The sequence below is a fragment of the Pseudomonas sp. TE24901 genome (assembly GCF_054058375.1).
Genome location: NZ_JBSSAF010000002.1, coordinates 191235 through 214676, shown reverse-complemented (window position 1 = coordinate 214676; position 23442 = coordinate 191235). Strand labels below are relative to the sequence as shown.

Annotated in this window: 19 protein-coding genes; 7 read left to right on the top strand and 12 right to left on the bottom strand. The window is 61.4% G+C overall.

Annotated elements, in window-relative coordinates; genetic code table 11:
• Positions 1-4 precede the first annotated feature (4 nt).
• The 7 genes from ACVWVP_RS04660 to mreB all read right to left on the bottom strand — a co-directional run bounded on the left by ACVWVP_RS04660 (position 5) and on the right by mreB (position 9735).
• Complete coding sequence (locus tag ACVWVP_RS04660) at positions 5-853, bottom strand: carbon-nitrogen hydrolase family protein (protein WP_457404550.1); 849 nt, start codon at positions 851-853, stop codon at positions 5-7.
• Positions 854-901: 48 nt separating this feature from the next.
• A complete protein-coding gene (locus ACVWVP_RS04655; protein WP_457404549.1) occupies positions 902-4717 on the bottom strand; it encodes a YhdP family protein in 3816 nt (1271 codons plus the stop codon).
• Between the two features lie 75 nt (positions 4718-4792).
• Positions 4793-6250 (bottom strand): ribonuclease G, encoded by a 1458-nt coding sequence (gene rng, locus ACVWVP_RS04650; RefSeq protein ID WP_010213134.1) that lies wholly within the window; start codon positions 6248-6250, stop codon positions 4793-4795.
• A gap of 70 nt (positions 6251-6320) precedes the next feature.
• A complete protein-coding gene (locus ACVWVP_RS04645; RefSeq protein ID WP_178922683.1) occupies positions 6321-6917 on the bottom strand; it encodes a Maf family protein in 597 nt (198 codons plus the stop codon).
• Positions 6918-6968: 51 nt separating this feature from the next.
• Entirely contained in the window at positions 6969-7457 is a 489-nt protein-coding gene (gene mreD / locus ACVWVP_RS04640) for a rod shape-determining protein MreD (protein WP_003171788.1), read from the bottom strand.
• A complete protein-coding gene (gene mreC, locus ACVWVP_RS04635) occupies positions 7457-8557 on the bottom strand; it encodes a rod shape-determining protein MreC (protein ID WP_259172026.1) in 1101 nt (366 codons plus the stop codon). Before mreC ends, mreD begins: the two co-directional genes overlap by 1 nt.
• A gap of 140 nt (positions 8558-8697) precedes the next feature.
• The gene (mreB, locus tag ACVWVP_RS04630; protein WP_002555108.1) at positions 8698-9735 is read right to left on the bottom strand and encodes a rod shape-determining protein MreB; all 1038 of its coding nucleotides are present in this window, start codon (positions 9733-9735) and stop codon (positions 8698-8700) included.
• Positions 9736-9945: 210 nt separating this feature from the next.
• On the opposite strand from mreB, the gene gatC reads away from it, so the two are divergent.
• The 6 genes from gatC (at position 9946) to ACVWVP_RS04600 (ending at position 15169) form a co-directional block, all read left to right on the top strand.
• Positions 9946-10233, top strand: coding sequence for an Asp-tRNA(Asn)/Glu-tRNA(Gln) amidotransferase subunit GatC (gene gatC, locus ACVWVP_RS04625; protein ID WP_178922682.1), 288 nt, complete (start codon positions 9946-9948; stop codon positions 10231-10233).
• A 16-nt stretch (positions 10234-10249) separates the two neighbouring features.
• Entirely contained in the window at positions 10250-11701 is a 1452-nt protein-coding gene (gatA, locus tag ACVWVP_RS04620; RefSeq protein WP_178922680.1) for an Asp-tRNA(Asn)/Glu-tRNA(Gln) amidotransferase subunit GatA, read from the top strand.
• Positions 11702-11711: 10 nt separating this feature from the next.
• Positions 11712-13157 (top strand): Asp-tRNA(Asn)/Glu-tRNA(Gln) amidotransferase subunit GatB, encoded by a 1446-nt coding sequence (gatB, locus tag ACVWVP_RS04615; RefSeq protein WP_178922678.1) that lies wholly within the window; start codon positions 11712-11714, stop codon positions 13155-13157.
• 155 nt (positions 13158-13312) lie between these two features.
• Positions 13313-13684 carry a septal ring lytic transglycosylase RlpA family protein gene (locus ACVWVP_RS04610; RefSeq protein WP_176995095.1) on the top strand — a complete coding sequence of 124 codons (372 nt, stop codon included), beginning with the start codon at positions 13313-13315 and terminating at the stop codon, positions 13682-13684.
• 58 nt (positions 13685-13742) lie between these two features.
• Positions 13743-14789, top strand: a complete 1047-nt coding sequence (locus tag ACVWVP_RS04605) for a calcium/sodium antiporter (protein WP_457404778.1) — start codon at positions 13743-13745, stop codon at positions 14787-14789.
• The gene (locus ACVWVP_RS04600) at positions 14786-15169 is read left to right on the top strand and encodes a carboxymuconolactone decarboxylase family protein (RefSeq protein WP_065875108.1); all 384 of its coding nucleotides are present in this window, start codon (positions 14786-14788) and stop codon (positions 15167-15169) included. Before ACVWVP_RS04605 ends, ACVWVP_RS04600 begins: the two co-directional genes overlap by 4 nt.
• A gap of 109 nt (positions 15170-15278) precedes the next feature.
• On the opposite strand, the gene ACVWVP_RS04595 is transcribed toward ACVWVP_RS04600, so the two are convergent.
• The 5 genes from ACVWVP_RS04595 to kdgD all read right to left on the bottom strand — a co-directional run bounded on the left by ACVWVP_RS04595 (position 15279) and on the right by kdgD (position 21993).
• Positions 15279-16220, bottom strand: a complete 942-nt coding sequence (locus tag ACVWVP_RS04595; protein ID WP_178922677.1) for an AEC family transporter — start codon at positions 16218-16220, stop codon at positions 15279-15281.
• 230 nt (positions 16221-16450) lie between these two features.
• A complete protein-coding gene (gene garD, locus ACVWVP_RS04590; protein ID WP_457404548.1) occupies positions 16451-18004 on the bottom strand; it encodes a galactarate dehydratase in 1554 nt (517 codons plus the stop codon).
• Between the two features lie 11 nt (positions 18005-18015).
• Complete coding sequence (locus ACVWVP_RS04585) at positions 18016-19380, bottom strand: MFS transporter (protein ID WP_176995098.1); 1365 nt, start codon at positions 19378-19380, stop codon at positions 18016-18018.
• Between the two features lie 201 nt (positions 19381-19581).
• Positions 19582-21027 carry an aldehyde dehydrogenase family protein gene (locus ACVWVP_RS04580; RefSeq protein WP_457404547.1) on the bottom strand — a complete coding sequence of 482 codons (1446 nt, stop codon included), beginning with the start codon at positions 21025-21027 and terminating at the stop codon, positions 19582-19584.
• Positions 21028-21081: 54 nt separating this feature from the next.
• Positions 21082-21993, bottom strand: coding sequence for a 5-dehydro-4-deoxyglucarate dehydratase (gene kdgD, locus ACVWVP_RS04575; protein ID WP_017138261.1), 912 nt, complete (start codon positions 21991-21993; stop codon positions 21082-21084).
• 233 nt (positions 21994-22226) lie between these two features.
• Between kdgD and ACVWVP_RS04570 the strand changes: the two genes are divergently transcribed.
• The gene (locus ACVWVP_RS04570) at positions 22227-23384 is read left to right on the top strand and encodes a phospholipase (RefSeq protein WP_259171953.1); all 1158 of its coding nucleotides are present in this window, start codon (positions 22227-22229) and stop codon (positions 23382-23384) included.
• The last annotated feature ends 58 nt before the right edge of the window (positions 23385-23442 follow it).

Below are 23442 nucleotides of genomic sequence, written 5' to 3'. Positions count from 1 at the left end.
AAATTCATCGTTCTGAAGCAGGCCGCTGTGCGCCCTGCGAGAAAAAGCGCCGATGGTTGACCACCGGCATGCGCGCCCGTATCGACGCCTGTTCACTGCTGTCGCGATCGGCCAACAACACCGCTTCGCCTCTATCCTGTTGTGCCAGCACACGCCCCCACGGGTCGACAATCGCCGCATGCCCATGGGTTTCCCGTGGCCCCGGGTGCACACCGCCCTGCGCCGCCGCCAGCAGGTAGCACTGGGTCTCGATGGCGCGCGCACGGATCAGCACATCCCAATGCGCAGCGCCCGTCACTGCGGTAAAGGCCGAGGGCGCGGTGATCAATTCAGCACCGGCTGCACGCAATTCGCTGTACAGCTCCGGGAAACGCAAGTCGTAGCATACCGTCAGGCCCAGGCGCCCCACCGGGGTATCGGCTACCACAACGTTGCCACCAAAAGCATAGTCGTCGGATTCCCGATAACGACCTCGCGCATCGGCGACATCGACATCAAACAAGTGCAGCTTGTCGTAGCGGGCGACGATTTCGCCATGATCATCGACCAGCAGCGAGCAGGCATTGGACTTGGCGTTCGGCTGGTCCTTTGGCGGCAGCGGCAACGTGCCAGCCACTATCCATAAGGTGAGGTCACGGGCGGTCTGTTTCAACCAGGGCAGGATCGGGCCTTCGCCCAGGGCTTCGGCGCGGCCGATATCGGCCACGTCACGACGGCCCATGGCGGCGAAGTTCTCCGGCAGCACTGCCAGCTTCGCCCCACCGGCCGCCGCTTGCTCCAGCAAGCGCCGGGCCTGAGCCAGGTTGGCCAGCACATCGCTCTGGCTGACCATTTGAATTACCGCAAAGGACATGGGCCGACACTCCGTAAAAAGCATGGGGCCATGCTACTCCACAGGCTCTCAGTTTGGCTTTTCAAATGGCTTGTCGAAGGTGATTTTTGGATCCTTCCAAGGACCTTCCACTTTGTACTGCACGCTGGCGAAGCGCGAAACACGGTCACCGATCAACTTGTCGATCAGGAACAACGCGCCACCGATGGCGGGCGCGCCGACGATCAACGCGGCAATCGGCAGGTTGTTGGTGACCGGCAAGGTCACCAGCAACTTGGCGTCGACGCGGTCAGCCACCAGGTCCAGGGTGCCATTGAGTTCAAGATTGGTCGACGGGCCCGTCATGGTGATGGGCTCGCGCGTCACGAACACGCCATTGCTGGCCGCCAGCAGCCCTTTGACCCGGTCATAGCTCAAGCCCTTGCCGAGCAGGTCCGAGAAATCCAGGCGCAGGCGACGACCGATGGAATTGAAGTTGAGCAGGCCAAACACCCGCAGAGCCTGGGCGCCGCCCTCCACTTCAACGAACTGGCCCTTGCGGAAGGCGGCGTCGAGGCTGCCGGAGAAGCGTTTCGGCCCGACCCAGGCCGGCGAACCCGGCCAACGGCCATCCACGTCCAGATGGAAGTCTTCGCTGGTCACCGTAGGCGCAAATCCCCAGCCCTTGAGCACATCAGCGATGTTCTTGCCATCCAGGCGGCCTTTGTACCAACTGCCGCTGCTGCCTGGCGCACCTTCCCAACCACCGGCGCCCTTGAGCTGCATGCCCTTGAGCCCCAGGTCCAGGTTATTGAAGGCCAGGCCCTTGGCGGTTGGCCGGATCTTCAACGACCAGGCGCCTACCAGATCCGGCCCCTGGAACAGCTGGTCGATGGCAATATCCAGCGCCGGAATATCCTTCGGATCGATGTCGGCCAAGGGGTCCGGCGCGTTTTCGTCAGCCTGCACCGTCGGGTCCACGGCTGGCAACTTCACGTACTGCAGGTTGATAGCGATCGGCGCGCCTTTGGCATCCGGCAGGTTCACCGTACCCTTGGCCTGCTGGCTGTCCAGCTGCAAGCCCCACGCGGCCGGCTTGCGATCCAGCAGCAGGTTGACCTGATCAAACTGGGTGCCAAAGCCGGTGACCTTGCCCACCTTGAAGTCTGCACCGCTGAGCAGTTGCTTGGCGTTGCCGCCCGGGTCATTGCCGGCATAGCGATCAATCAGTTTTTTCCACGGGTCGATGTCCAGCTCCGACAACACGCCGCGAATACGCAAGCCCTTGGCCGCCGGCAATACTGCATCGCCATCGCCGAGGAACAACTCGCCGCGGCCGTCATTGAACTTGTCCGGAGGCGAAGCAAAGGTGAAGTTCGCCAGCTCGCCGTAATCGAACCAGTAGCGGCGCTCGGCGCCCTGCAACGTCATGCGGAACACGCTGTCACGGCCCTGGCTGGCAGGCATGCCAAAGGGCGCCGGCAGGTCGACAGCGACGCCTTTCATGTTGGAGCTGACCATCAACTGGCTGTCGGCCCCGTCCAGGGTGAGCTGCAATTGGTAGGGAATATCGCCGGACACCGGCAGCGGCTGGCTGATTTTCAGCCAGTCGGTGAGCCGCTTGACCGTGACCTGGCCTTTGGCAGTCACGCGGGTGCTGAGATTGCCCGGTTTGCCATCGGCAAAGATCTGCGCGGTAATCGGCCGGTCGAACGCCTGGGCCGTGATGTTCTGTCCACTCAGGCCCTTGGCACTGTCGAAACGGAAATCGCCCTTGAGCTGGGTCAGGTCCAGGGTCGGCTCGGCCAGTTGCAGGCGCGACTTGTCGGTCTGGAAGTCCACCACAATCTTCGGCTCGCTGCCTTTGGCCAAGGGTACGTCCAGGTCCAGCTTGCCTTGCAGGTCGCCCTCGCCCTTCCAGCCGGCAAAGGTCGACGCCGTACCGATCGGCGCTTCCTGAAGAATCTTCAAGCCATCGCCCAAGCCACCGGAAAACCCACCCGTCAGCAGCAAATGGCTGTCTTTACCGGCCGGCGTGTGGGGAATATTGACGTAGACATCCTTGACCTTGGTGTCGAGCAACTGGCCCTTGCTGGCCAGGATGCGCACGCCGCTCTCCTCGACAAACACTTCGCCGTTGACCTTGCTCACGTGTGGCCAGCCCGGCTGGAACGCCAGTTCAGCGTCATGCACCTTGAAGAACAGGCTGATATTGCGTGCCGCCGGCAGCGCGTCGTGGTTCAGCGAGCCCTGGTACTGGAAGAACCCCTGGTCCACAGCGCCTTTGAGAATCGCCGTACGCAGCCATTCATCCAACGACGGGCTCAAGACAGCAGGCAGGTACTTGGGCGTGAAACGGCCATCGCCATCGACCATACCGACCCGCAGGTCCATGTAGTCTTCCTGGTCATGGTCAAAATGCAGGCGGATCAGAAAGTCGGCGGCCACCTTGCCTTCTTCACCCAGCACCTTGATATACGGCGCGATCAGGGTGAAACCTTCTTTGTCCAGCTTCCAGGTCAGGCGCGCATTGGCCTGGATGTACTGCCAAGGCTTGGCGAAAATCGGAAACAGGTGCAAGGAAAAGTCCTTGCTGTCCATGCGCAACTCGCCATGGCCCAGGTCACCGCTGATACTGCCGGACACGTTACGCGCCGCAGGTGCGCCGAAGTAGGCATCAAAACCCACCCGCTCAAGGTTGGCGGCAAAGCTGACCTTCTGGTCGGTGCTGTCCTGCGGGCGGAAATCCACCAGCACGTTACGCAGCAAACCGGTGGCCTTGAGGTGTTCGATTGTCTTGGCAAAGCCCTCTGGCAGTGGCGCCAGGGCATTGAGCAGTGGCGTGATCGGGGTCAGGTCCAGGCGATCGGCCTGCAGCTTCCAGACCTCCTGGTCCTTGTCGGTAGCCAGGGTCTGCTGCAGTTGTACGCGCGACTCCCAGCGGGTGTCTCCCAGGTTCATCGCCAGCGAATCCAGCAGCACTTTCAAGCCTGTGTCACTGCGTTGCAGGTAGGCGGTGAGTGCGAGGTTTTCTATATGGACCGGCTTGCGGTCGGCGTAGCTGCCCTTCACCTGAGGTGAATTCAGGCGTACCACGGCACTTTGCACGGTGCCCTTGGCCCAGGTCAGCCAAAACTCGCCGCCCGCCTTGAACTGGGTGAGTTTCCATTGCTGGGTCAGCTTGGCTGGAATCCACTTGGCCCAATCACTCTGCGGCAGGCTCAGGTAGGCCTGCACCTCTGCATCTTTCCATTGGCTGGCGCGTATGCGCGTGCGCAAGCTCACAGCCAGCGGCTGGCCGTCCGGCAGGGTCAGGCGTGCATCGAGACGTTGCCGACTCATGCCGGTATGCAGGCTCATGCCCACATAGGTCAGGGTCATGGGCGCCTGGTCGAACGGCTGCAATGTCACTTGGCTATCGAGCAATGACACGCGCTTGACCATCTGCATGCGCGTGAGCAACTGCTGCGGGTCCAGCGGCTGGTCGTCCTGCACTGGCAAGCCTTGCAGCGCCCAGTGGCCGTCCTTGTCTTCCTTCACGCTCAATTGCAGGCCGCTGACTTCCAGATGGGCGATACGCACTTCGCGCGCCATCAGGCTGGCCCACATGTCCGGCACCACTTCGACCTGATCCAGGCGCAAGGCACTGCTGCCCTCGCCCAGCATCACGTCGTGAGCCAGCAACACTGGGGCGAAGCCGCTCCAGCGGCCTTCGAGGCTGCCGATGTGCAGGGGCATATCCACTGCGGCCTGGGCCTTGGCTTCGATTTCGGCGCGGTATTCGGCCACCAGCGGGGTCAACTCACGACCCAGGCTCACGTACACCGCCGCCAACACCAGCAGCAACGCACAGAGGCCCAGGCCCCAACGGGTCAAAGCGGCAAAAAAGCGTATCAGACGCTCCATGTCAGGCGACCCTCAAGGCAGTAGTCGGACGGCAGATCAAGGTCTGCCGGTCTCGTGGAAGTAAGCGAATGGGGATCAGAGCAGCACCACGTCGTATTGTTCCTGGGAATACATGGTTTCGACCTGGAAGCGTATCGTGCGCCCGATAAACCCTTCCAGCTCGGCGACGTTACCGGACTCTTCGTCCAGCAACCGATCCACCACTTTCTGGTTGGCGAGCACCCGATAACCTTCGGCCTGATAGGCTCGCGCCTCACGCAGGATTTCCCGGAAAATCTCGTAGCAGACGGTTTCCGGGGTTTTCAATTTACCGCGCCCCTGGCAGCTGCTGCACGGTTCGCACAAGACCTGCTCCAAGCTTTCGCGGGTGCGCTTGCGGGTCATCTGCACCAGGCCCAGCTCGGTGATACCGATGATGTTGGTCTTGGCGTGATCACGTTCCAGTTGCTTCTCGAGCGTACGCAGCACCTGGCGCTGGTGCTCTTCATCTTCCATGTCGATGAAGTCGATGATGATGATTCCGCCCAGGTTACGCAGGCGCAGCTGGCGGGCAATCGCAGTCGCCGCTTCGAGGTTGGTCTTGAAGATGGTCTCTTCAAGGTTGCGGTGCCCTACGAAAGCGCCCGTGTTGACGTCGATGGTAGTCATGGCCTCGGCCGGGTCCACCACCAGGTAGCCACCGGACTTGAGTGGGACCTTGCGCTCCAGGGCTTTCTGGATTTCGTCTTCGACACCATACAGGTCGAAGATCGGCCGCTCGCCCGGGTAATGTTCCAGGCGGTCGGCAATTTCCGGCATCAGCTCGGCTACAAATTGCGTGGTGCGCTGGAAGGTTTCCCGCGAGTCGATGCGAATTTTCTCAATCTTCGGGCTGACCAAATCACGCAGGGTGCGCAAGGCCAGGCCCAGGTCTTCATAGATCACGCTGGGCGCGCCGATGGTCTTGATCTGCGCACCAATCTGGTCCCACAAGCGCCGCAGGTAGCGGATGTCCATGAGGATTTCATCGGCGCCGGCGCCTTCGGCAGCGGTGCGCAGAATAAACCCACCGGCCTCCTTGATGCCTTCGGCGGCCACGCAGTCGCTGACCACTTTTTTAAGGCGCTCGCGCTCAGCTTCGTCTTCGATCTTCAGCGAAATACCGACGTGGGCCGTGCGCGGCATGTACACCAGGTAGCGCGAAGGAATCGACAGCTGCGTCGTCAGCCGCGCACCTTTGGAACCAATGGGGTCCTTAGTGACTTGCACCACCAGGCTCTGCCCTTCGTGCACCAGCGCGCTGATGCTTTCCACCGCAGGGCCTTCGCGCAAGGAGATTTCCGAAGCATGGATAAACGCGGCGCGGTCCAGGCCGATGTCGACGAATGCCGCCTGCATGCCCGGCAATACGCGCACGACCTTGCCTTTGTAGATGTTGCCAACGATCCCGCGCTTCTGGGTGCGCTCAACGTGCACTTCTTGCAGAACACCGTTTTCTACCACCGCCACGCGTGATTCCATCGGCGTGATATTGATCAGAATCTCTTCACTCATGGCTGGGTCTCGTTCAGGCGTTTTCACAATAGTGACCGATCGCTAAAGGCTTGGCGCTGGAATACGGCGTTCAACGCACGGTAAGGTTTTGCCAACAGGGTATGCCGAATTGGCCGAGCAGTTGCGCGGTTTCACACACCGGCAGGCCGACCACGGCGGAATAACTACCGTTGAGCCCGGCCACGAACACCGACCCCAGGCCCTGGATAGCATAGCCGCCCGCCTTGTCCTGGGGTTCGCCACTGTGCCAGTAGGTTGTAGCCTCTTCGACAGAAATACCGCGAAACCGTACACGACTGCTTACACAAACAGTTTCGCTACGCCGGCCATCCGTCAGGGCTATGGCGGTGAGGACTTCATGCTCACGCCCCGCCAACGCCATCAGCATGGCCAGGGCATCGGCTTGATCCACGGGCTTGCCAAGGATCTTCCCATCGACGATCACAGCCGTATCAGCGCCCAGCACGCAGGCGCCCGGGGTGTTTTCGAGCGCAGCAAAACCCGCCGCCGCCTTGCCGCGCGCAAGGCGCTCGACGTAGGCAACGGCAGGTTCATTGGTAAGAGGTGTTTCATCAATAGTGGCGCTGACCACGGTGAAGGGCACACCGATCTGGGTCAGCAGTTCACGCCGCCTCGGAGAGCCCGAGGCCAGATAAAGCGAATTCATTCCAGACTCTCCCTGTAGGGTTCGATAACCAGGCAGAGCCTCGCAATCCGTTCAATTGATCTTATAGCGACGACGTAACCCACGCAGGCCAAAACTGATCCAAGGCCACAGCAACGCACTGACCAGCGCTGGCAATACCAGCGCCAGGGTGGGCTGGCGGTTGCCGGTCAAGGCGCTCAGCCACAGCTGCACCAGTTGAGCCAGGCCGAAGATCACCAGAATCACCAGGCACTGCTGCCACATCGGAAACATGCGCAGCCGTTGCTGCAACGACAGCACCAGGAAGGTGATCAGGGTAAGGATCAACGCGTTCTGCCCCAGCAAGGTGCCATAGAGCACATCTTCCGCCAAGCCCAGGAACATCGCCGTGACCATGCCGACCTTGTGCGGCAGGTTCAGCGACCAGAAGGCCAGCAGCAGCGCCAGCCAGAGCGGTCGCAGGATTTCCATGAATTGCGGCAACGGCGAAACGCTGAGCAGCAAGCCGATGGCAAAGGTCAGCCAGACGATCCAGCCGTTGCGCGAATGAGTACCGGCCATTATTCCTCCCTCTGCCGTGTGGTTGCCGGGGCGGTCGCCGCAGGCCTGGCCGCAGGCGTCGCGGCCGGTGGCTTGGTCGCTGCCGGTTTAGCCGCACGCGCATTGTGCGCCGCAGGCTTGGCGGGAGTGGCTACGGGCGCCGCCGCAGCAGGTGCAGGCGCAGGCGGCCCGACGAATGCCGGTTTTGGCACGGTTGCAGGCACGATCGGCGCAACACCGTTTTGCTTGTCTTCCGCTTCCTGGGCTTGGGCGGCGTCATTGGCGCGCTCTTCAGGAGTGCGGTTGTCGCTGAACACCAGCAGCAGGTAACGGCTGCGGTTCAAGGCCGCCGTCGGTACGGCACGCACGATGGCGAAGGGCTGGCCGGAATCGTGGATCACTTCCTTGACCGTCGCCACCGGGTAACCGGCCGGGAAACGTTGGCCAAGGCCGGAGCTGACCAGCAGGTCGCCTTCCTTGATATCCGCCGTGTCGGCGACGTGGCGCAATTCCAGGCGTTCCGGGTTGCCGGTGCCGCTGGCAATCGCACGCAAGCCGTTGCGGTTCACCTGCACCGGGATACTGTGGGTGGTGTCCGTCAGCAGCAGAACCCGCGAGGTATAAGGCATCAGTTCCACCACCTGGCCCATCAGGCCACGGGCATCAAGCACCGGCTGGCCGAGGACCACACCGTCACGTTCACCCTTGTTGATGATGATGCGATGGGTAAAGGGGTTGGGGTCCATGCCGATCAACTCGGCCACTTCGACCTTCTCGTTGACCAGAGCGGAAGAATTGAGCAACTCGCGCAACCGAACGTTCTGCTCGGTGAGGGCCGCCAGCTTTTGCATGCGCCCCTGCAGCAGCAGGTTTTCGGTCTTGAGTTTTTCGTTCTCGGCAACCAACTCGGTGCGGCTGCCGAATTGGCTGGCCACGCCCTGGTAGAGACGTTGCGGCAGGTCGGTGATCCAGTAGGTCTGCATCAACACCAGCGACATCTGGCTGCGCACGGGCTTGAGCAGTGCAAAGCGGGCATCGACCACCATCAGCGCGACCGAAAGCACGACCAGCACCAACAGGCGCACGCCCAATGAGGGGCCTTTGGCGAAAAGCGGTTTAATAAGCCGCTCCTCCCAGGCAAATGTTCTCTTTATTCATACGGCATCTAACCGGCCTGGATGCAGATTGAAGAAGATAAACGCCAACAGGCAGCACTGCAAAGTGCTGCCTGCGGGCGAAACATGGGCTAATCAGCAAATGCTTATTCGCTGGAAAGCAGGTCCATGGTGTGTTTATCCATCATTTCCAGTGCACGACCACCGCCACGGGCAACGCAGGTCAGCGGGTCTTCGGCGACGATCACCGGCAGGCCAGTTTCCTGGGCCAGCAGCTTGTCGAGGTCACGCAGCAAGGCGCCACCGCCGGTCAGTACCAGGCCACGCTCGGCGATATCGGAAGCCAGCTCCGGTGGCGATTGCTCCAGGGCGCTCTTCACTGCCTGAACGATAGTGGCCAGGGACTCTTGCAGAGCTTCCAGCACTTCGTTGGAGTTCAGGGTGAAAGCACGTGGAACGCCTTCGGCCAGGTTGCGACCGCGAACATCGACTTCGCGCACTTCGCCGCCCGGGTAAGCGGTGCCGATTTCCTGCTTGATGCGCTCGGCGGTGGATTCGCCGATCAGGCTGCCGTAGTTACGACGCACATAAGTGATGATCGCTTCGTCGAAACGGTCGCCGCCCACACGTACGGATTCGGCATACACCACACCGTTGAGGGAGATCAGGGCGATTTCAGTGGTACCACCACCGATATCCACCACCATCGAGCCGCGCGCTTCTTCAACCGGCAGGCCGGCACCGATCGCAGCCGCCATCGGCTCTTCGATCAGGAACACTTCACGGGCACCGGCACCGAGGGCCGATTCACGGATGGCACGACGCTCAACCTGGGTGGATTTGCACGGAACGCAGATCAGCACACGAGGGCTGGGCTGCAGGAAACTGTTTTCGTGAACCTTGTTGATGAAGTACTGCAGCATCTTCTCGCAGACGCTGAAGTCGGCGATCACGCCGTCTTTCATCGGACGAATGGCGGCAATATTGCCTGGTGTACGGCCGAGCATGCGCTTGGCCTCGGTGCCAACGGCAACGACACTTTTCTGGTTACCGTGCGTCCGAATAGCCACAACCGATGGCTCATTCAGGACGATACCGCGCTCGCGCACGTAAATAAGGGTGTTGGCAGTGCCCAGGTCAATGGAAAGATCGCTGGAAAACATGCCACGCAGTTTCTTGAACATGGGAAAGGGACCCTAGGCAACGCGTGGGTAAAAAAGTGCGGCAAACTCTAACAACGACAGGGATTTTGGGCAAGGCGCCAATGTGCTAAATTGGCCGACTTTCTGTGCACCTAACCCCACAATCGCGGCCGTAAGACCGTAGAAATGCGGTAGTGTTCCGACAATCTAACACACGGACAGCCTCCGTTCTGTTTTCCACTGGAGATTCCCATGACGCTTGAACGCTCCGACGTGGAAAAAATCGCGCATCTGGCCTCGCTTGGCCTCAATGATGCCGATCTTCCACAGACCACTGCAGCCCTGAACAGCATTCTCGGGCTGGTCGACCTGATGCAGGCCGTAAATACCGACGGTATCGAGCCCCTGGCTCACCCGCTGGAAGCCAGCCAGCGCCTACGCGCAGACGTCGTGACCGAGAGTAATAATCGCGAGGCCTACCAGTCCATCGCGCCAGCGGTCGAAAACGGCCTGTACCTGGTTCCGAAAGTCATCGACTAAAGGGAAAGAGCCTTTCATGCATCACATGACTCTGGCCGAGATCGCCCGCGGTCTCGCCGACAAAAAGTTTTCTTCCGAAGAGCTGACCAAGACCCTGCTGGCGCGCATCGCCGAGCACGATCCGAAGGTCAACAGCTTCATCAGCCTCACCGAAGAGCTGGCCTTGAGCCAGGCCAAGGCCGCCGACGCACGTCGCGCCAACGGTGAAAACAGCCCACTGCTGGGTGCGCCTATCGCCCACAAGGACCTGTTCTGCACCCAGGGCATTCGCACCAGCTGCGGCTCGAAGATGCTCGACAACTTCAAGGCGCCCTACGACGCCACCGTGGTGTCCAAGCTGGCGGCGGCCGGGGCCGTGACCCTGGGCAAGACCAACATGGACGAATTCGCCATGGGTTCGGCCAACGAGTCGAGCTACTACGGCGCGGTGAAAAACCCGTGGAACCTGGAGCACGTGCCCGGTGGTTCGTCGGGTGGTTCGGCTGCCGCAGTGGCTGCGCGCTTCCTGCCGGCCGCTACCGCCACCGACACCGGCGGCTCGATCCGCCAGCCTGCCGCCTTCACCAACCTCACCGGTCTGAAGCCAACCTACGGCCGCGTGTCCCGCTGGGGCATGATCGCCTACGCGTCCAGCCTCGATCAGGGCGGCCCGCTGGCCCGCACCGCCGAAGACTGCGCGATTTTGTTACAAGGCATGGCCGGCTTCGATAAACAGGACTCCACCAGCATCGACGAGCCCGTGCCGGACTACAGCGCCAGCCTGAACACCTCGATCAAGGGCCTGCGCATCGGCGTGCCGAAGGAATACTTCAGCGCCGGTCTCGACCCACGCATCGCGGAGCTTGTGCACAACAGCGTCAAGGAGCTGGAAAAGCTCGGCGCCGTGATCAAGGAAATCAGCCTGCCGAACAACGGGCACGCGATTCCTGCGTACTACGTGATCGCCCCGGCTGAAGCGTCCTCCAACCTGTCGCGTTTCGACGGCGTGCGTTTCGGCTACCGCTGCGAAAACCCGAAAGACCTCACCGACCTTTATAAGCGCTCCCGTGGCGAAGGCTTCGGTGCCGAAGTACAGCGCCGCATCATGGTCGGGGCCTACGCCCTGTCGGCCGGTTACTACGACGCGTACTACCTCAAGGCGCAAAAGATCCGTCGCCTGGTGAAGAACGACTTCATGGCCGCCTTCGAAGAAGTCGACGTGATCCTCGGCCCAACCACGCCGAACCCGGCCTGGAAGCTCGGCGCCAAGAACGGCGACCCGGTCGCTGCCTACCTCGAAGACCTGTACACCATCACCGCCAACCTCGCGGGCCTGCCGGGCTTGTCCATGCCTGCCGGTTTCGTCGATGGCCTGCCGGTCGGCGTGCAATTGCTCGCCCCGTATTTCCAGGAAGGCCGCCTGCTCAATGTGGCGCACCAGTACCAGTTGCACACCGACTGGCACACCCGCACCCCTACCGGCTTCTGAGGAGAACACTATGCAATGGGAAGTTGTGATCGGGCTGGAGATTCATACCCAGCTCGCCACCCAATCGAAGATTTTCTCCGGTAGCGCCACCACGTTCGGCTCCGAACCGAACACCCAGGCCAGCCTGGTAGATCTGGGCATGCCTGGCGTGCTGCCGGTGCTGAACCAGGAAGCGGTACGCATGGCCGTGATGTTCGGCCTGGCGATTGACGCCGAGATCGGCCAGCACAACGTGTTCGCACGCAAGAACTACTTCTACCCGGACCTGCCCAAGGGCTACCAGATCAGCCAAATGGAACTGCCGATTGTTGGCAAGGGCCACCTGGATATCCCGCTGGAAGACGGCACCATCAAGCGCGTCGGCGTAACCCGCGCCCACCTGGAAGAAGATGCCGGCAAGAGCCTGCACGAAGAATTCCCGGGCGCCACCGGTATCGACCTGAACCGTGCGGGTACGCCGCTGCTGGAGATCGTTTCCGAGCCGGACATGCGCAGTGCCAAGGAAGCCGTGGCCTACGTCAAGACCATCCACGCGCTGGTGCGCTACCTGGGCATCTGCGACGGCAACATGGCCGAAGGCTCGCTGCGCTGTGACTGCAACGTGTCGGTACGGCCAAAGGGCCAGGTCGAGTTCGGCACTCGCTGCGAGATCAAGAACGTCAACTCGTTCCGCTTCATCGAGAAGGCGATCAACACCGAAGTGCGTCGCCAGATCGAGCTGATCGAAGACGGCGGCAAGGTCATCCAGCAGACCCGCCTGTACGACCCGAACAAAGACGAAACCCGCGCCATGCGCAGCAAGGAGGAAGCCAACGACTACCGTTACTTCCCCGACCCGGACCTGTTGCCGGTGGTGCTTGAGGACGCATACCTCAACGACATCCGCGCCACCCTGCCGGAACTGCCGCAGCAGAAACGCGAGCGCTTCCAGGAGCAGTTCGGCTTGTCGGTCTACGATGCCAGCGTCTTGGCCTCCAGCCGTGAACAAGCCAACTACTTCGAAAAAGTCGTGAGCATTGCCGGTGACGCCAAGCTGGCGGCCAACTGGGTGATGGTTGAACTGGGCAGCCTGTTGAACAAACAGGGCCTGGAAATCGACGAAGCCCCGGTCACCGCCGAGCAATTGGGTGGCATGTTGCTGCGCATCAAGGACAACACCATCTCCGGCAAGATCGCCAAGACCGTGTTCGAAGCGATGGCTGCAGGCGAAGGCAGCGCCGACGAAATCATCGAGAAGCGCGGCCTCAAGCAAGTCACCGACAGCGGCGCGATTTCGGCCGTGCTGGATGAAATGCTCGCGGCCAACGCTGAGCAGGTCGAACAATACCGTGCGGCAGACGAAGCCAAGCGCGGCAAGATGTTCGGTTTCTTTGTGGGCCAGGCAATGAAAGCCTCCAAGGGCAAGGCCAACCCGCAACAGGTGAACGAATTGCTCAAAAGCAAGCTCGAAGGCTGACAGCGGTCAATGGTCCGGGCGGGATTTACCCCCTGCCCGAATACCCTGTGGGAGCTGGCTTGCCTGCGATTGCATCACCTCGGTGTGTTTGAAACACCGAGTCGTCTGCATCGCAGGCAAGCCAGCTCCCACATTTGTCATGGGGGCATCTTGCAATGAAGCGTCTACTTGGCCTCCTGGCCCTGTTCTCCCTGCTGGCCGGCTGCGCCAGCGGCGTCATCAACCCCAACGGCTACGACGAAACCGGCACCGCCTCCTATTACGGTGCCAAGCACCATGGCAACAAGACCGCCAGCGGTGAACCCTTCAACCAGAACGCCCTGACCGCCGCCCATCGGCAACTGCCCTTCGGCACCCAGGTCAAGGTCACGAATCTCGACAATGACAAATCCGTGGTTGTCCGCATCAACGATCGCGGCCCGCATACCCGTGGGCGCTTGATCGATCTTTCACGCAAGGCGGCCGAGCAATTGGGCATGATCAGCAGCGGTACCGCGCGCGTGCGCGTGCAAGCCCTGGGCAATTGACGATGGAGGACCGGTCATTTTCGGATTAACCGCCCTCTCGCCCTGGAGCCTGCTGGAACTGGTCAGCGGCCTGGTGCTGCTGATCGTCGGCGCCGAGATCCTGGTGCGCGCCGCCGTGCGCCTGGCCGCCAGCCTCAAGGTGCGACCGCTGATCATCGGCCTGACCATCGTCGCCTTCGGCAGCAGCGCGCCGCAGATGACCGTCAGCCTGCAAGCCACCCTGGCCGGCAACACCGATATCGCGGTGGGCAGCGTGATCGGCAGCAGCATCTTCAACATCCTGGTGACCCTGGGCCTGTCGGCACTGATTATTCCGTTGCGGGTCTCGCGCCAGTTGGTGCGCCTGGACATCCCGGTGATGATCTTCGCCGGCCTGCTGGTGTTCACCCTCGCTGCCAATGAGGAACTGACGCCGGTCGATGGCCTGGTACTGCTGGTCGCACTGGTCGCCTACCTCGGCGTGCTGCATTACCAGACACGCCATTCACGCCGCCCGCGCACACTGGACACCGTGGCCCGCGCCCCCTGGTTCAGCAGCATGCTGCTGATGCTCGGCGGGTTGTTGATCCTGGTGCTCGCCGGGCATCTGCTGCTCGGCGCAGCGGTGGATGTGGCCGGCGACCTGGGCCTGTCGGAGCGCGTGATCGGCCTGACCCTGATCGGCGTCGGCACCTCGCTGCCGTGCCTGGCGACATCACTGATCGCCGCCCTGCGTGGTGAGCGCGAAATCGCCGTGGGCAACGTGATCGGCAGCAACCTGTTCAACTTGCTGGGCGTATTGGGGCTGACCGCCCTGCTTGCGCCCTCGCCGCTGTCGGTATCGCCCAATGCCCTGGATTTCGATTTGCCGGTGATGCTCGGCGTGGTGGTGCTGTGCCTGCCGGTGTTCTACACCGGTTACCGCGTGACTCGCGCCGAAGGCCTGGTACTGCTGGGCCTGTACCTCGCTTACGGGCTGCACGTGATGGCGTTCACCACCGGCATGCCCCTGGCCACCAAGCTTGAACACCTGATGCTGTATTACGTCCTGCCAGTGCTGGTGGCTTTTCTGTTGTTCAGCACGCTGCGAGCCTGGCGCCGCCAACACAAGAGGGAATCGCAATGACCGATCAGAAAAAGCCCGGAGTTGAGATGCGTCGCCAGGTCATGGGCGATGTGTTCGTCGACCGCGCCCTGGGCAACGCCACCGAATTCACCCAGCCGCTGCAGGACTTCGTCAACGAGCACGCCTGGGGCAGTGTGTGGAACCGCGAAGGGTTGCCGCTGAAGACCCGCAGCCTGATCACTCTGGCGGCCCTCACCGCCCTCAAGTGTCCGCAGGAACTCAAGGGCCATGTGCGCGGGGCGCTGAACAATGGCTGCACCGTAGAAGAGATTCGTGAAGCGCTGCTGCATTGCGCGGTGTATGCCGGCGTGCCGGCGGCGATTGATGCGTTTCGGGCGGCGCAGGAAGTGATCGAGGCGTATCAGGCAGATAAGCAGTAACCGTTGGATTGCTATCGCCGGCAAGCCGGCTCCCACCTTTGAATGTGTTCACAAATCAAAATGTGGGAGCTGGCTTGCCGGCGATTGGCCCTCACGGACGGCAGAAAATTCAGATCCACCCCCCCGCCTGCAACACAAAAATCCCGATATTGGTGGTCACCGCTGCCATCAAGGTGGTGATCACGATAATCGCCGCCGCCAGCTCATGATTGCCCTCCGCCGCCCGGGCCATCACGAAACTCGCCGCCGCAGTGGGTGCGCCGAAATACAGGAACAAAATCCCCAGCTCCGGCCCGCGAAAGCCCAACAGCCACGCGCCCAGCGTTGCGAACACGGGCAAGCCGATCATCTTCACCAGGCTGGCACTCAGCGCCATGCTGCCGCTTTTGCGCAACGCCGCCAGAGACAAGGTGCCACCGATGCAGATCAGCGCCAGCGGCAAGGTCATGTCCGCCAGGTACTGACCGGACGACTCCAGCCAACCGGGCAAACCGATCTGGAACACCGCAAAGGGCGTGGCTGCAATCACGCTGATGATCAACGGGTTGGCCACCACGCTTTTGCAGATGCTCCACGGATCCGACTTGATCACCGGGCTGTACACCGCCAGCACGATGGTCGACAAGGTGTTGTAGAACAGAATCACCAGCGCGGCGAGGATCGCACCGAGGGAGATGCCGTAGTCGCCGTACATGCTGGCCGCCAGTGCCAGGCCGATCACCCCGTTGTTACCACGAAACGCACCCTGGGCATAAATGCCGCGGTCTTCACGGGGGCAGCGAAAGATCGCCCAACCCCAGGCCAAGGCAAAGCTCAACAGGGTGGCGACGGCAAAATAGATCAGCAGGCCCGGCTTGAGCGCCGAGTGCAGGTCGGCATGCAGGATGCCCAGGAACAGCAACGCCGGCATGGTGACGTTGAACACCAGGGACGACGCGACGTGGATGAAGTTGTCGTTGATCCAGTTGACGCGCTTGAGCAGCACGCCCAGGAACAGCATGGCAAACACCGGCGCGGTGATGGTCAGGGTGGTGAGGAAAATTGCCAGCATGCCGGGGAGAACCTTGGTGAGCGTCGTTAGGTGGCTAATGATAAGCCATGCTGACCTGTAGCGCCTGGTAAGACGCCTTCGCGAGCAAGCCCGCTCCCACATATTGATGTGTGAATACCTTTAAATGTAGGAGCTGGCTTGCCTGCGATGGCGGTGTGTCAGCCGATAGATCTGTGACTGACACTCCACTAACGCAGGCAAGCCAGCTCCCACAGGGGCCGTGCCAGCCGTCAGGTGATGGGGGCGGGATTGAACAGGGTGATGTCGTTGTGCAGCTTGTGCTGCTCGGCCCACGTCTGTTTCTTACCGCTGGCCACGTCGAGGTAGAAGTGGAACAACTCCCAGCCCAACTCCTCAATGCTCGCCCGCCCAGTGGCGATTCGCCCCGCGTCGATGTCGATCAGATCCGGCCAGCGCTGCGCCAATTCCGTACGTGTCGACACCTTCACCACCGGCGCCATCGCCAGCCCATAAGGCGTGCCGCGCCCGGTGGTGAACACATGCAGGTTCATCCCGGCCGCCAGTTGCAAGGTGCCACACACAAAGTCGCTGGCCGGCGTTGCGCAAAAGATCAGCCCCTTGCCCTTGAAGCGCTCACCGGGGCCAAGCACGCCGTTGATCGCACTGCTGCCGGACTTGACGATGGAACCCAGGGACTTCTCGACAATGTTCGACAACCCGCCCTTCTTGTTGCCCGGCGTGGTATTGGCACTGCGGTCCGCCTCGCCCTTGGCCAGGTAGCGGTCGTACCAGTCCATTTCCCGGACCAGTTCCTCGGCGATTGCTTGGGTCTCGGCACGTGAAGTCAGCAAGTAGATGGCATCACGCACTTCCGTGACTTCGGAAAACATCACCGTCGCCCCGGCCCGCAACAGCAAGTCCGAGGCATAGCCCAGCGCCGGGTTGGCGGTGATGCCGGAAAATGCATCGCTGCCACCGCACTGCATGCCGAGGATCAGTTCCGACGCCGGCACGGTTTCACGGCGGCGCTGGTCGAGTTTCTTCAGGCGGGTTTCGGCCAGCGCCATGATCTGCTCGATCATTTCGGTAAAACCGTGGCTGGAATCCTGCAGCCGATACAGCCACGGCTCGCTCAGGTCCACCGAACTGTCGTTGTCATGCATCACCTGCCCGGCCTGCAGCTTCTCGCAGCCCAGGCTGATCACCAGCGCTTCGCCGCCCAAATTGGGGTTGCGCGCCAGGTTACGCACGGTGCGGATCGGGATATAGGCATCCGTCGCCGTGATCGCCACGCCGCAGCCGTAGCTGTGGGTCAGCGCCACCACGTCATCGACATGCGGGTACTTGGGCAGCAACTCGTCCTTGATGCGCTTGACCGCATGGTCCAGCACGCCCGTGACGCACTGCACCGTGGTGGTAATGCCAAGGATGTTGCGCGTGCCCACGGTGCCGTCGGCGTTGCGGTAACCCTCGAAGGTAAACCCTTCCAGCGGCGCCTGGGTTTCTGGCACTTCGGTGGACAGCGGCAGGCTGTCCAGCGGTGGCGCGGTGGGCATGCGCAACTGGTCTTCCTGCACCCAACTGCCACGCGGGATCGGCGCCAGGGCGTACCCGATGGTCTGGCCATAGCGAATGATCTGCCCGCCTTCGGGGATATCTTCCAGGGTCACCTTGTGGCTCTGGGGGATGAAGTCCACGGTGACCAGCCCGTCCGGGAACTCGGTGCCGGCCGGTACGCCCTGGTCGTTCACCACGATCACCACGTTGTCGCGCGGGTGTAAGCGAATCGAGCGCGGCGAATCGGCATGTTCAATCAACTGCATGACATCGCCCCTCAGGAATGCGCTTCGGTAAGGTTAGTCAACTGAGGGCCCTTGGCTGGCGGCTCCTTGAGCACCACACGCTTGATCGGGCCGACAATCACCAGGTAGCTGAACACCGCCAGCAACGCGTTGGCGCCCACAAACACCAAGGCCCACTTGAAGGAGCCGGTGGTGCTGATGATGTAGCCGATCACGATAGGTGTACTGATGGACGCCAGGTTGCCAAACATGTTGAACAGGCCACCACTGAGCCCGGCGATTTGTTTTGGCGAGGTGTCAGACACCACCGCCCAACCCAGTGCGCCAACGCCTTTGCCGAAGAAGGCCAGAGCCATGAAGCCCACCACCATCCACTCGATATCCACGTAGTTGCACGCCACGATGCTGCTGGAAATCAACAGGCCACCGATGATCGGCGCTTTGCGGGCGAAGGTCAGGGAATGCCCCTTGCGCAGCAGGTAGTCGGAAATCACCCCGCCGAGCACGCCGCCGATAAAGCCGCAGATCGCCGGCAACGAGGCAATGAAACCGGCCTTGAGAATGGTCATGCCGCGCTCTTGCACCAGGTACACCGGGAACCAGGTCAGGAAGAAATAGGTGATGCCGTTGATGCAGTACTGGCCCAAATAGACACCGAGCATCATGCGGTTGGTCAGCAACTGGCGGATGTAATCCCACTTCGGGCCGTCGGTTTTCTTACCCTTGCCCTTGTCTTGGTCCATATCAACCATCGCGCCATTGGCGGCGATGTGGTTGAACTCCGCTTCGTTGATCATCGGGTGCTGCCGTGGGCCGTGGATCAGCTTCAGCCAGATCAGCGAGAACAGGATGCCGATGCCGCCCATCACGATAAACACGTGCTGCCAGCCGAAGGTGTAGACGATCCAGCCCATCAACGGGGCGAACAACACGGTGGCGAAGTACTGCGCCGAGTTGAAGATCGCCGACGCGGTGCCGCGCTCAGCCGTGGGAAACCACGCCGCGACGATACGGGCATTTCCCGGGAAGGAAGGCGCCTCGGCCAGCCCCACCAGAAAGCGCAGCATGAACAGCGCGACGATCGCAGTGGAGACCCCGAACTCGCCCACATAGCCTTGCAGCACGGTGAACAGCGACCAGGTGAAGATGCTCAGGGCATAGATTTTTTTCGAGCCGAAACGGTCCAGCAGCCAGCCACCGGGGATTTGCCCGGCCACGTAGGCCCAACCGAATGCAGAGAAGATATAACCGAGGGTGACCGCGTCGATGCCGAGGTCTTTTTGCAGGCTGGAGCCGGCGATGGCGATGGTGGCCCGGTCGGCGTAGTTGATCGTGGTCACCAGGAACAGCATGAGCAGGATCAAATAGCGGACGTGGGTCGGCTTGGTCGCTTGCATGAAGAAGTACTCCCACTAATTATTTTTTTTGCGGGTAATCGTTGTGTTTTTTGCCGGTGAAGACTGCTTTATGTGGGAGCTGGCTTGCCTGCGATGGAGGCACCGCGGTGCATCCGTTACACCGCGGTGATGCTATCGCAGGCAAGCCAGCTCCCACACAGACCAGCTCCCACAGGAACCGGTGCCGACAGGTACTGCGTGTTACGAACCGATGTAGCTGGTCTTCACCACGGTGTAGAACTCTTGCGCATAGCGACCTTGCTCACGCGAACCATAGGATGAGCCCTTACGGCCACCGAACGGAACGTGGTAGTCCACGCCGGCGGTCGGCAGGTTGACCATCACCATCCCGGCCTGGGAGTGGCGTTTGAAGTGGTTGGCGTACTTCAGCGAAGTAGTCGCGATGCCCGCCGACAAACCGAACTCGGTGTCGTTGGCCATGGCCAGCGCCGCCTCGTAGTCCGCCACGCGCACCACGTTGGCCACCGGGCCGAAGATCTCTTCACGGCTGATGCGCATGGCCGCTTCGCTGTCGGAAAACAGTGTTGGCGCCAGGAAGTAGCCTTCGGTATCGCAGGTCACCAATCCACCACCGCTGACCAGCCGCGCGCCTTCGCTTTGGCCGATGTCGATGTACTTCAGGTCCTGGTCCAACTGCGCCTGGGAGACCACCGGGCCGATGTCGGTGCCGCTTTTGAGCGCGTGGCCGACTTTGATCGACTTCATGCGCTCGGCCATGGCCGCGACGAACTGGTCATGGATGCCCGCCGTCACGATCAGGCGACTGGAGGCGGTGCAACGCTGGCCGGTGGAGTAGAACGCGCTCTGTACCGACAGCTCGACGGCCTGCTTGAGGTCGGCGTCGTCGAGGATGATCTGCGGGTTCTTGCCCCCCATTTCCAACTGCACTTTGGCCTGGCGCGACACGCAGCTGACCGCGATCTGGCGGCCCACACCCACGGAACCGGTAAAGCTGATGCCGTCGACTTTCGGGCTGTTGACCAGCACATCGCCAACCACGCGGCCGCTGCCCATCACCAGGTTGAACACACCGGCCGGGAAGCCGGCGCGGGAGATGATCTCCGCCAGGGCCCAGGCACAACCCGGCACCAGTTCGGCCGGCTTGATCACCACGCAGTTGCCGTAGGCCAGGGCCGGGGCGATTTTCCACGCGGGAATGGCGATCGGGAAGTTCCACGGGGTGATCAGACCGACCACGCCCAAGGCTTCGCGGGTGACTTCAACATTGACGCCCGGACGCACCGACGGCACGTAATCACCGGACAAACGCAGGCATTCACCGGCGAAGAATTTGAAGATGTTGCCAGCACGGGTCACTTCACCAATGGCTTCGGGCAGGGTCTTGCCCTCTTCCCGGGCCAGCAAGGTGCCAAGCTCTTCGCGGCGGGCAAGGATTTCGCTGCCGACTTTGTCCAGGGCGTCATGGCGCGCCTGGATGCCGGAAGTCGACCAGGCTGGGAAGGCAGCGCGTGCCGCATCAATGGCAGCATTAACCTGGGCTACATCCGCCTTGGCATATTCACCAATCGCATCGGAAAGCTCCGACGGGTTGATGTTGACGCAGTAGTCGGCACCGGCCACCCACTCGCCGTTGATGTAGTTATCAAAACGTTTGGCTTGGGACACAAATCTTCTCCTGACGCAAAAGGCCGCTGATCTCTCAGCGGCCTTGTTGATGAGTTACTGCGGACCTTGCTTGTCGATCAGCGCGGCCAGGGCTTCGTATTCTTCCGGCAACAGGTCGGTCAGCGGAGTGCGCACCGGGCCTGCGTCGTAGCCGGCGATCTTCGCGCCAGCCTTGACGATGCTCACGGCGTAGCCGGCCTTGCGGTTACGGATGTCCAGGTAAGGCAGGAAGAAGTTGTCGATGATCTTGGCAACGGTGGCGTGATCGTCCTGGGCGATCGCGTGGTAGAAGTCCATCGCGGTTTTCGGGATGAAGTTGAACACCGCCGAGGAGTACACCGGCACGCCCAGGGCCTTGTAGGCAGCGGCGTAAACCTCTGCAGTCGGCAGGCCGCCGAGGTAGCTGAAACGATCGCCCAGACGACGGCGGATCGACACCATCAACTCGATGTCACCCAGGCCATCCTTGTAGCCGATCAGGTTCGGGCAGCGCTCGGCCAGGCGTTCCAGCAGCGGCGCGGTCAGGCGGCAGACGTTGCGGTTGTACACCACCACGCCGATTTTTACCGATTTGCACACAGCTTCAACGTGGGCGGCAACGCCGTCCTGGCTGGCTTCGGTGAGGTAGTGCGGCAGCAGCAACAGGCCTTTGGCACCCAGGCGCTCGGCTTCCTGAGCGTACTCGATGGCCTGGCGGGTCGAACCGCCGACACCGGCCAGGATCGGCACGCTGGTGGCACAGGTATCAACCGCGGTTTTCACCACTTGGGAATATTCGCTGGCGGCGAGGGAGAAAAACTCACCGGTACCACCAGCCGCGAACAAGGCGGTGGCGCCGTAAGGGGCCAGCCATTCCAGGCGCTTGATGTAGCCCGCCTGGTGGAAGTCACCCTGGGCGTTGAAATCGGTCACCGGGAAAGACAGCAGACCGTGGGAGAGGATGGACTTCAGTTCTTGTGGATTCATTATTCGAACACCCTGGGCGAAGACTTTCTGTCGAAAGGTTGTTGTTGGTTTGTTGATGTCGTACGTCATCGTACAACTATAAAAAGATTCGTCAACTGCAATTCATCGACCTTCATTCTTCGAGGTGTTGAGGCAGGGCTTCTTGACGTAGGAATTTTTTACTCTATGCTCGAATTAACTGTATATATATACAGTTATTACGGAAGATTCCTACGACATAGCAAGGAGCTAACATGTCAGATCTTGAACTCGCAGCACCCGAAAAAAACCCGCCAACCCTGCGCTTCGAAGGCGGCGAGCACACCGCCATCGGCGACGACACGCTGCTGCGCTTCGTCAAGGACGCACCGGCCATCCCGGCACGCCAAGTCGAATTGCACCTGCCCAACGGGCTGGCCCTCACCTACGGCCAAGTGATTGCCCTGGGTGGTGACTTCTACGGCATTCCTGGCCAACCCATCAGCGACGGCGCCTCCCCGGCTGATCGCGTGCAACGCTTTACCGCCGCGTTCAACACGTTGGCCGTGCTTCCCGCTTCGCGAGAAGAAGCGCGCAAGATTCTCGCGGTCATGCAAAAGGAGATCAACGCGGTCAACCAGGCGATCAAGGACGGCAAGCAGGCCCATGAAGCCTATGACGCCCTGGGAGATACGTTGTCTGAGGAATGGAACCGCATCACCGGAGGTGGCAGCGCGGTGTCTGCGCTTATCCCGCTGGGGCGCTACTTGAAGCTGGCGGCGGATAACGCCGACCACTTTGGTGAGTGGGCGCTGTCCGCGTACCTGGCCGGCCATACCGCCGCATTGCAACAGGCAGTGGTCGCCCATCAAACCGGCACCGACCAGGCACTGGAACTGGCGTATGCCATGAACAGTTTTGCGGATCACTTCCTGACCGACCTGTTTTCTGCCGGCCATCTGCGGGTGCCGCGCAAACAACTGGCGGCGGTGGTGACACCGGGTGAGCTGGGTTCGCTGATCAGCCGCTTCATGCACGACGAAGACAGCAAGTTCGGGCTCAAAGTGCGCAACGCCATGGGCGATCAGTGGCGTGCCTACGGCGACAAGCGCTACTTCGACGCGATTGATGCGGACAACCGCGTGCAGGTCAAACGTGCGGTGCAGGCGTCGGCCGATGAGATCTTCGACACGTTCATCAGCGGTGTTGCGCCCTCCCCGGCCAACTTCAAGGCGCCGCTGTATGTGCCGGACTTGAATGCCGCGCAGAACCCGGCGAACAACTTCTCGCCGCTGTTCAAGATGGAGGGTGACAAGGTGCTGCGCCGCAAGGACGTGAATGACCTGAACGACAAGCACTGGACCAATGATTGGTGGGGGTGGAGCACTTACCTGTTGCTCAAGGACTACAAGCCCAACCAACCTGCCAACTAAATAAATACGTCATTCCAGACACTGGAGATCAAAATGTGGGAGCGGGCTTGCTCGCGAA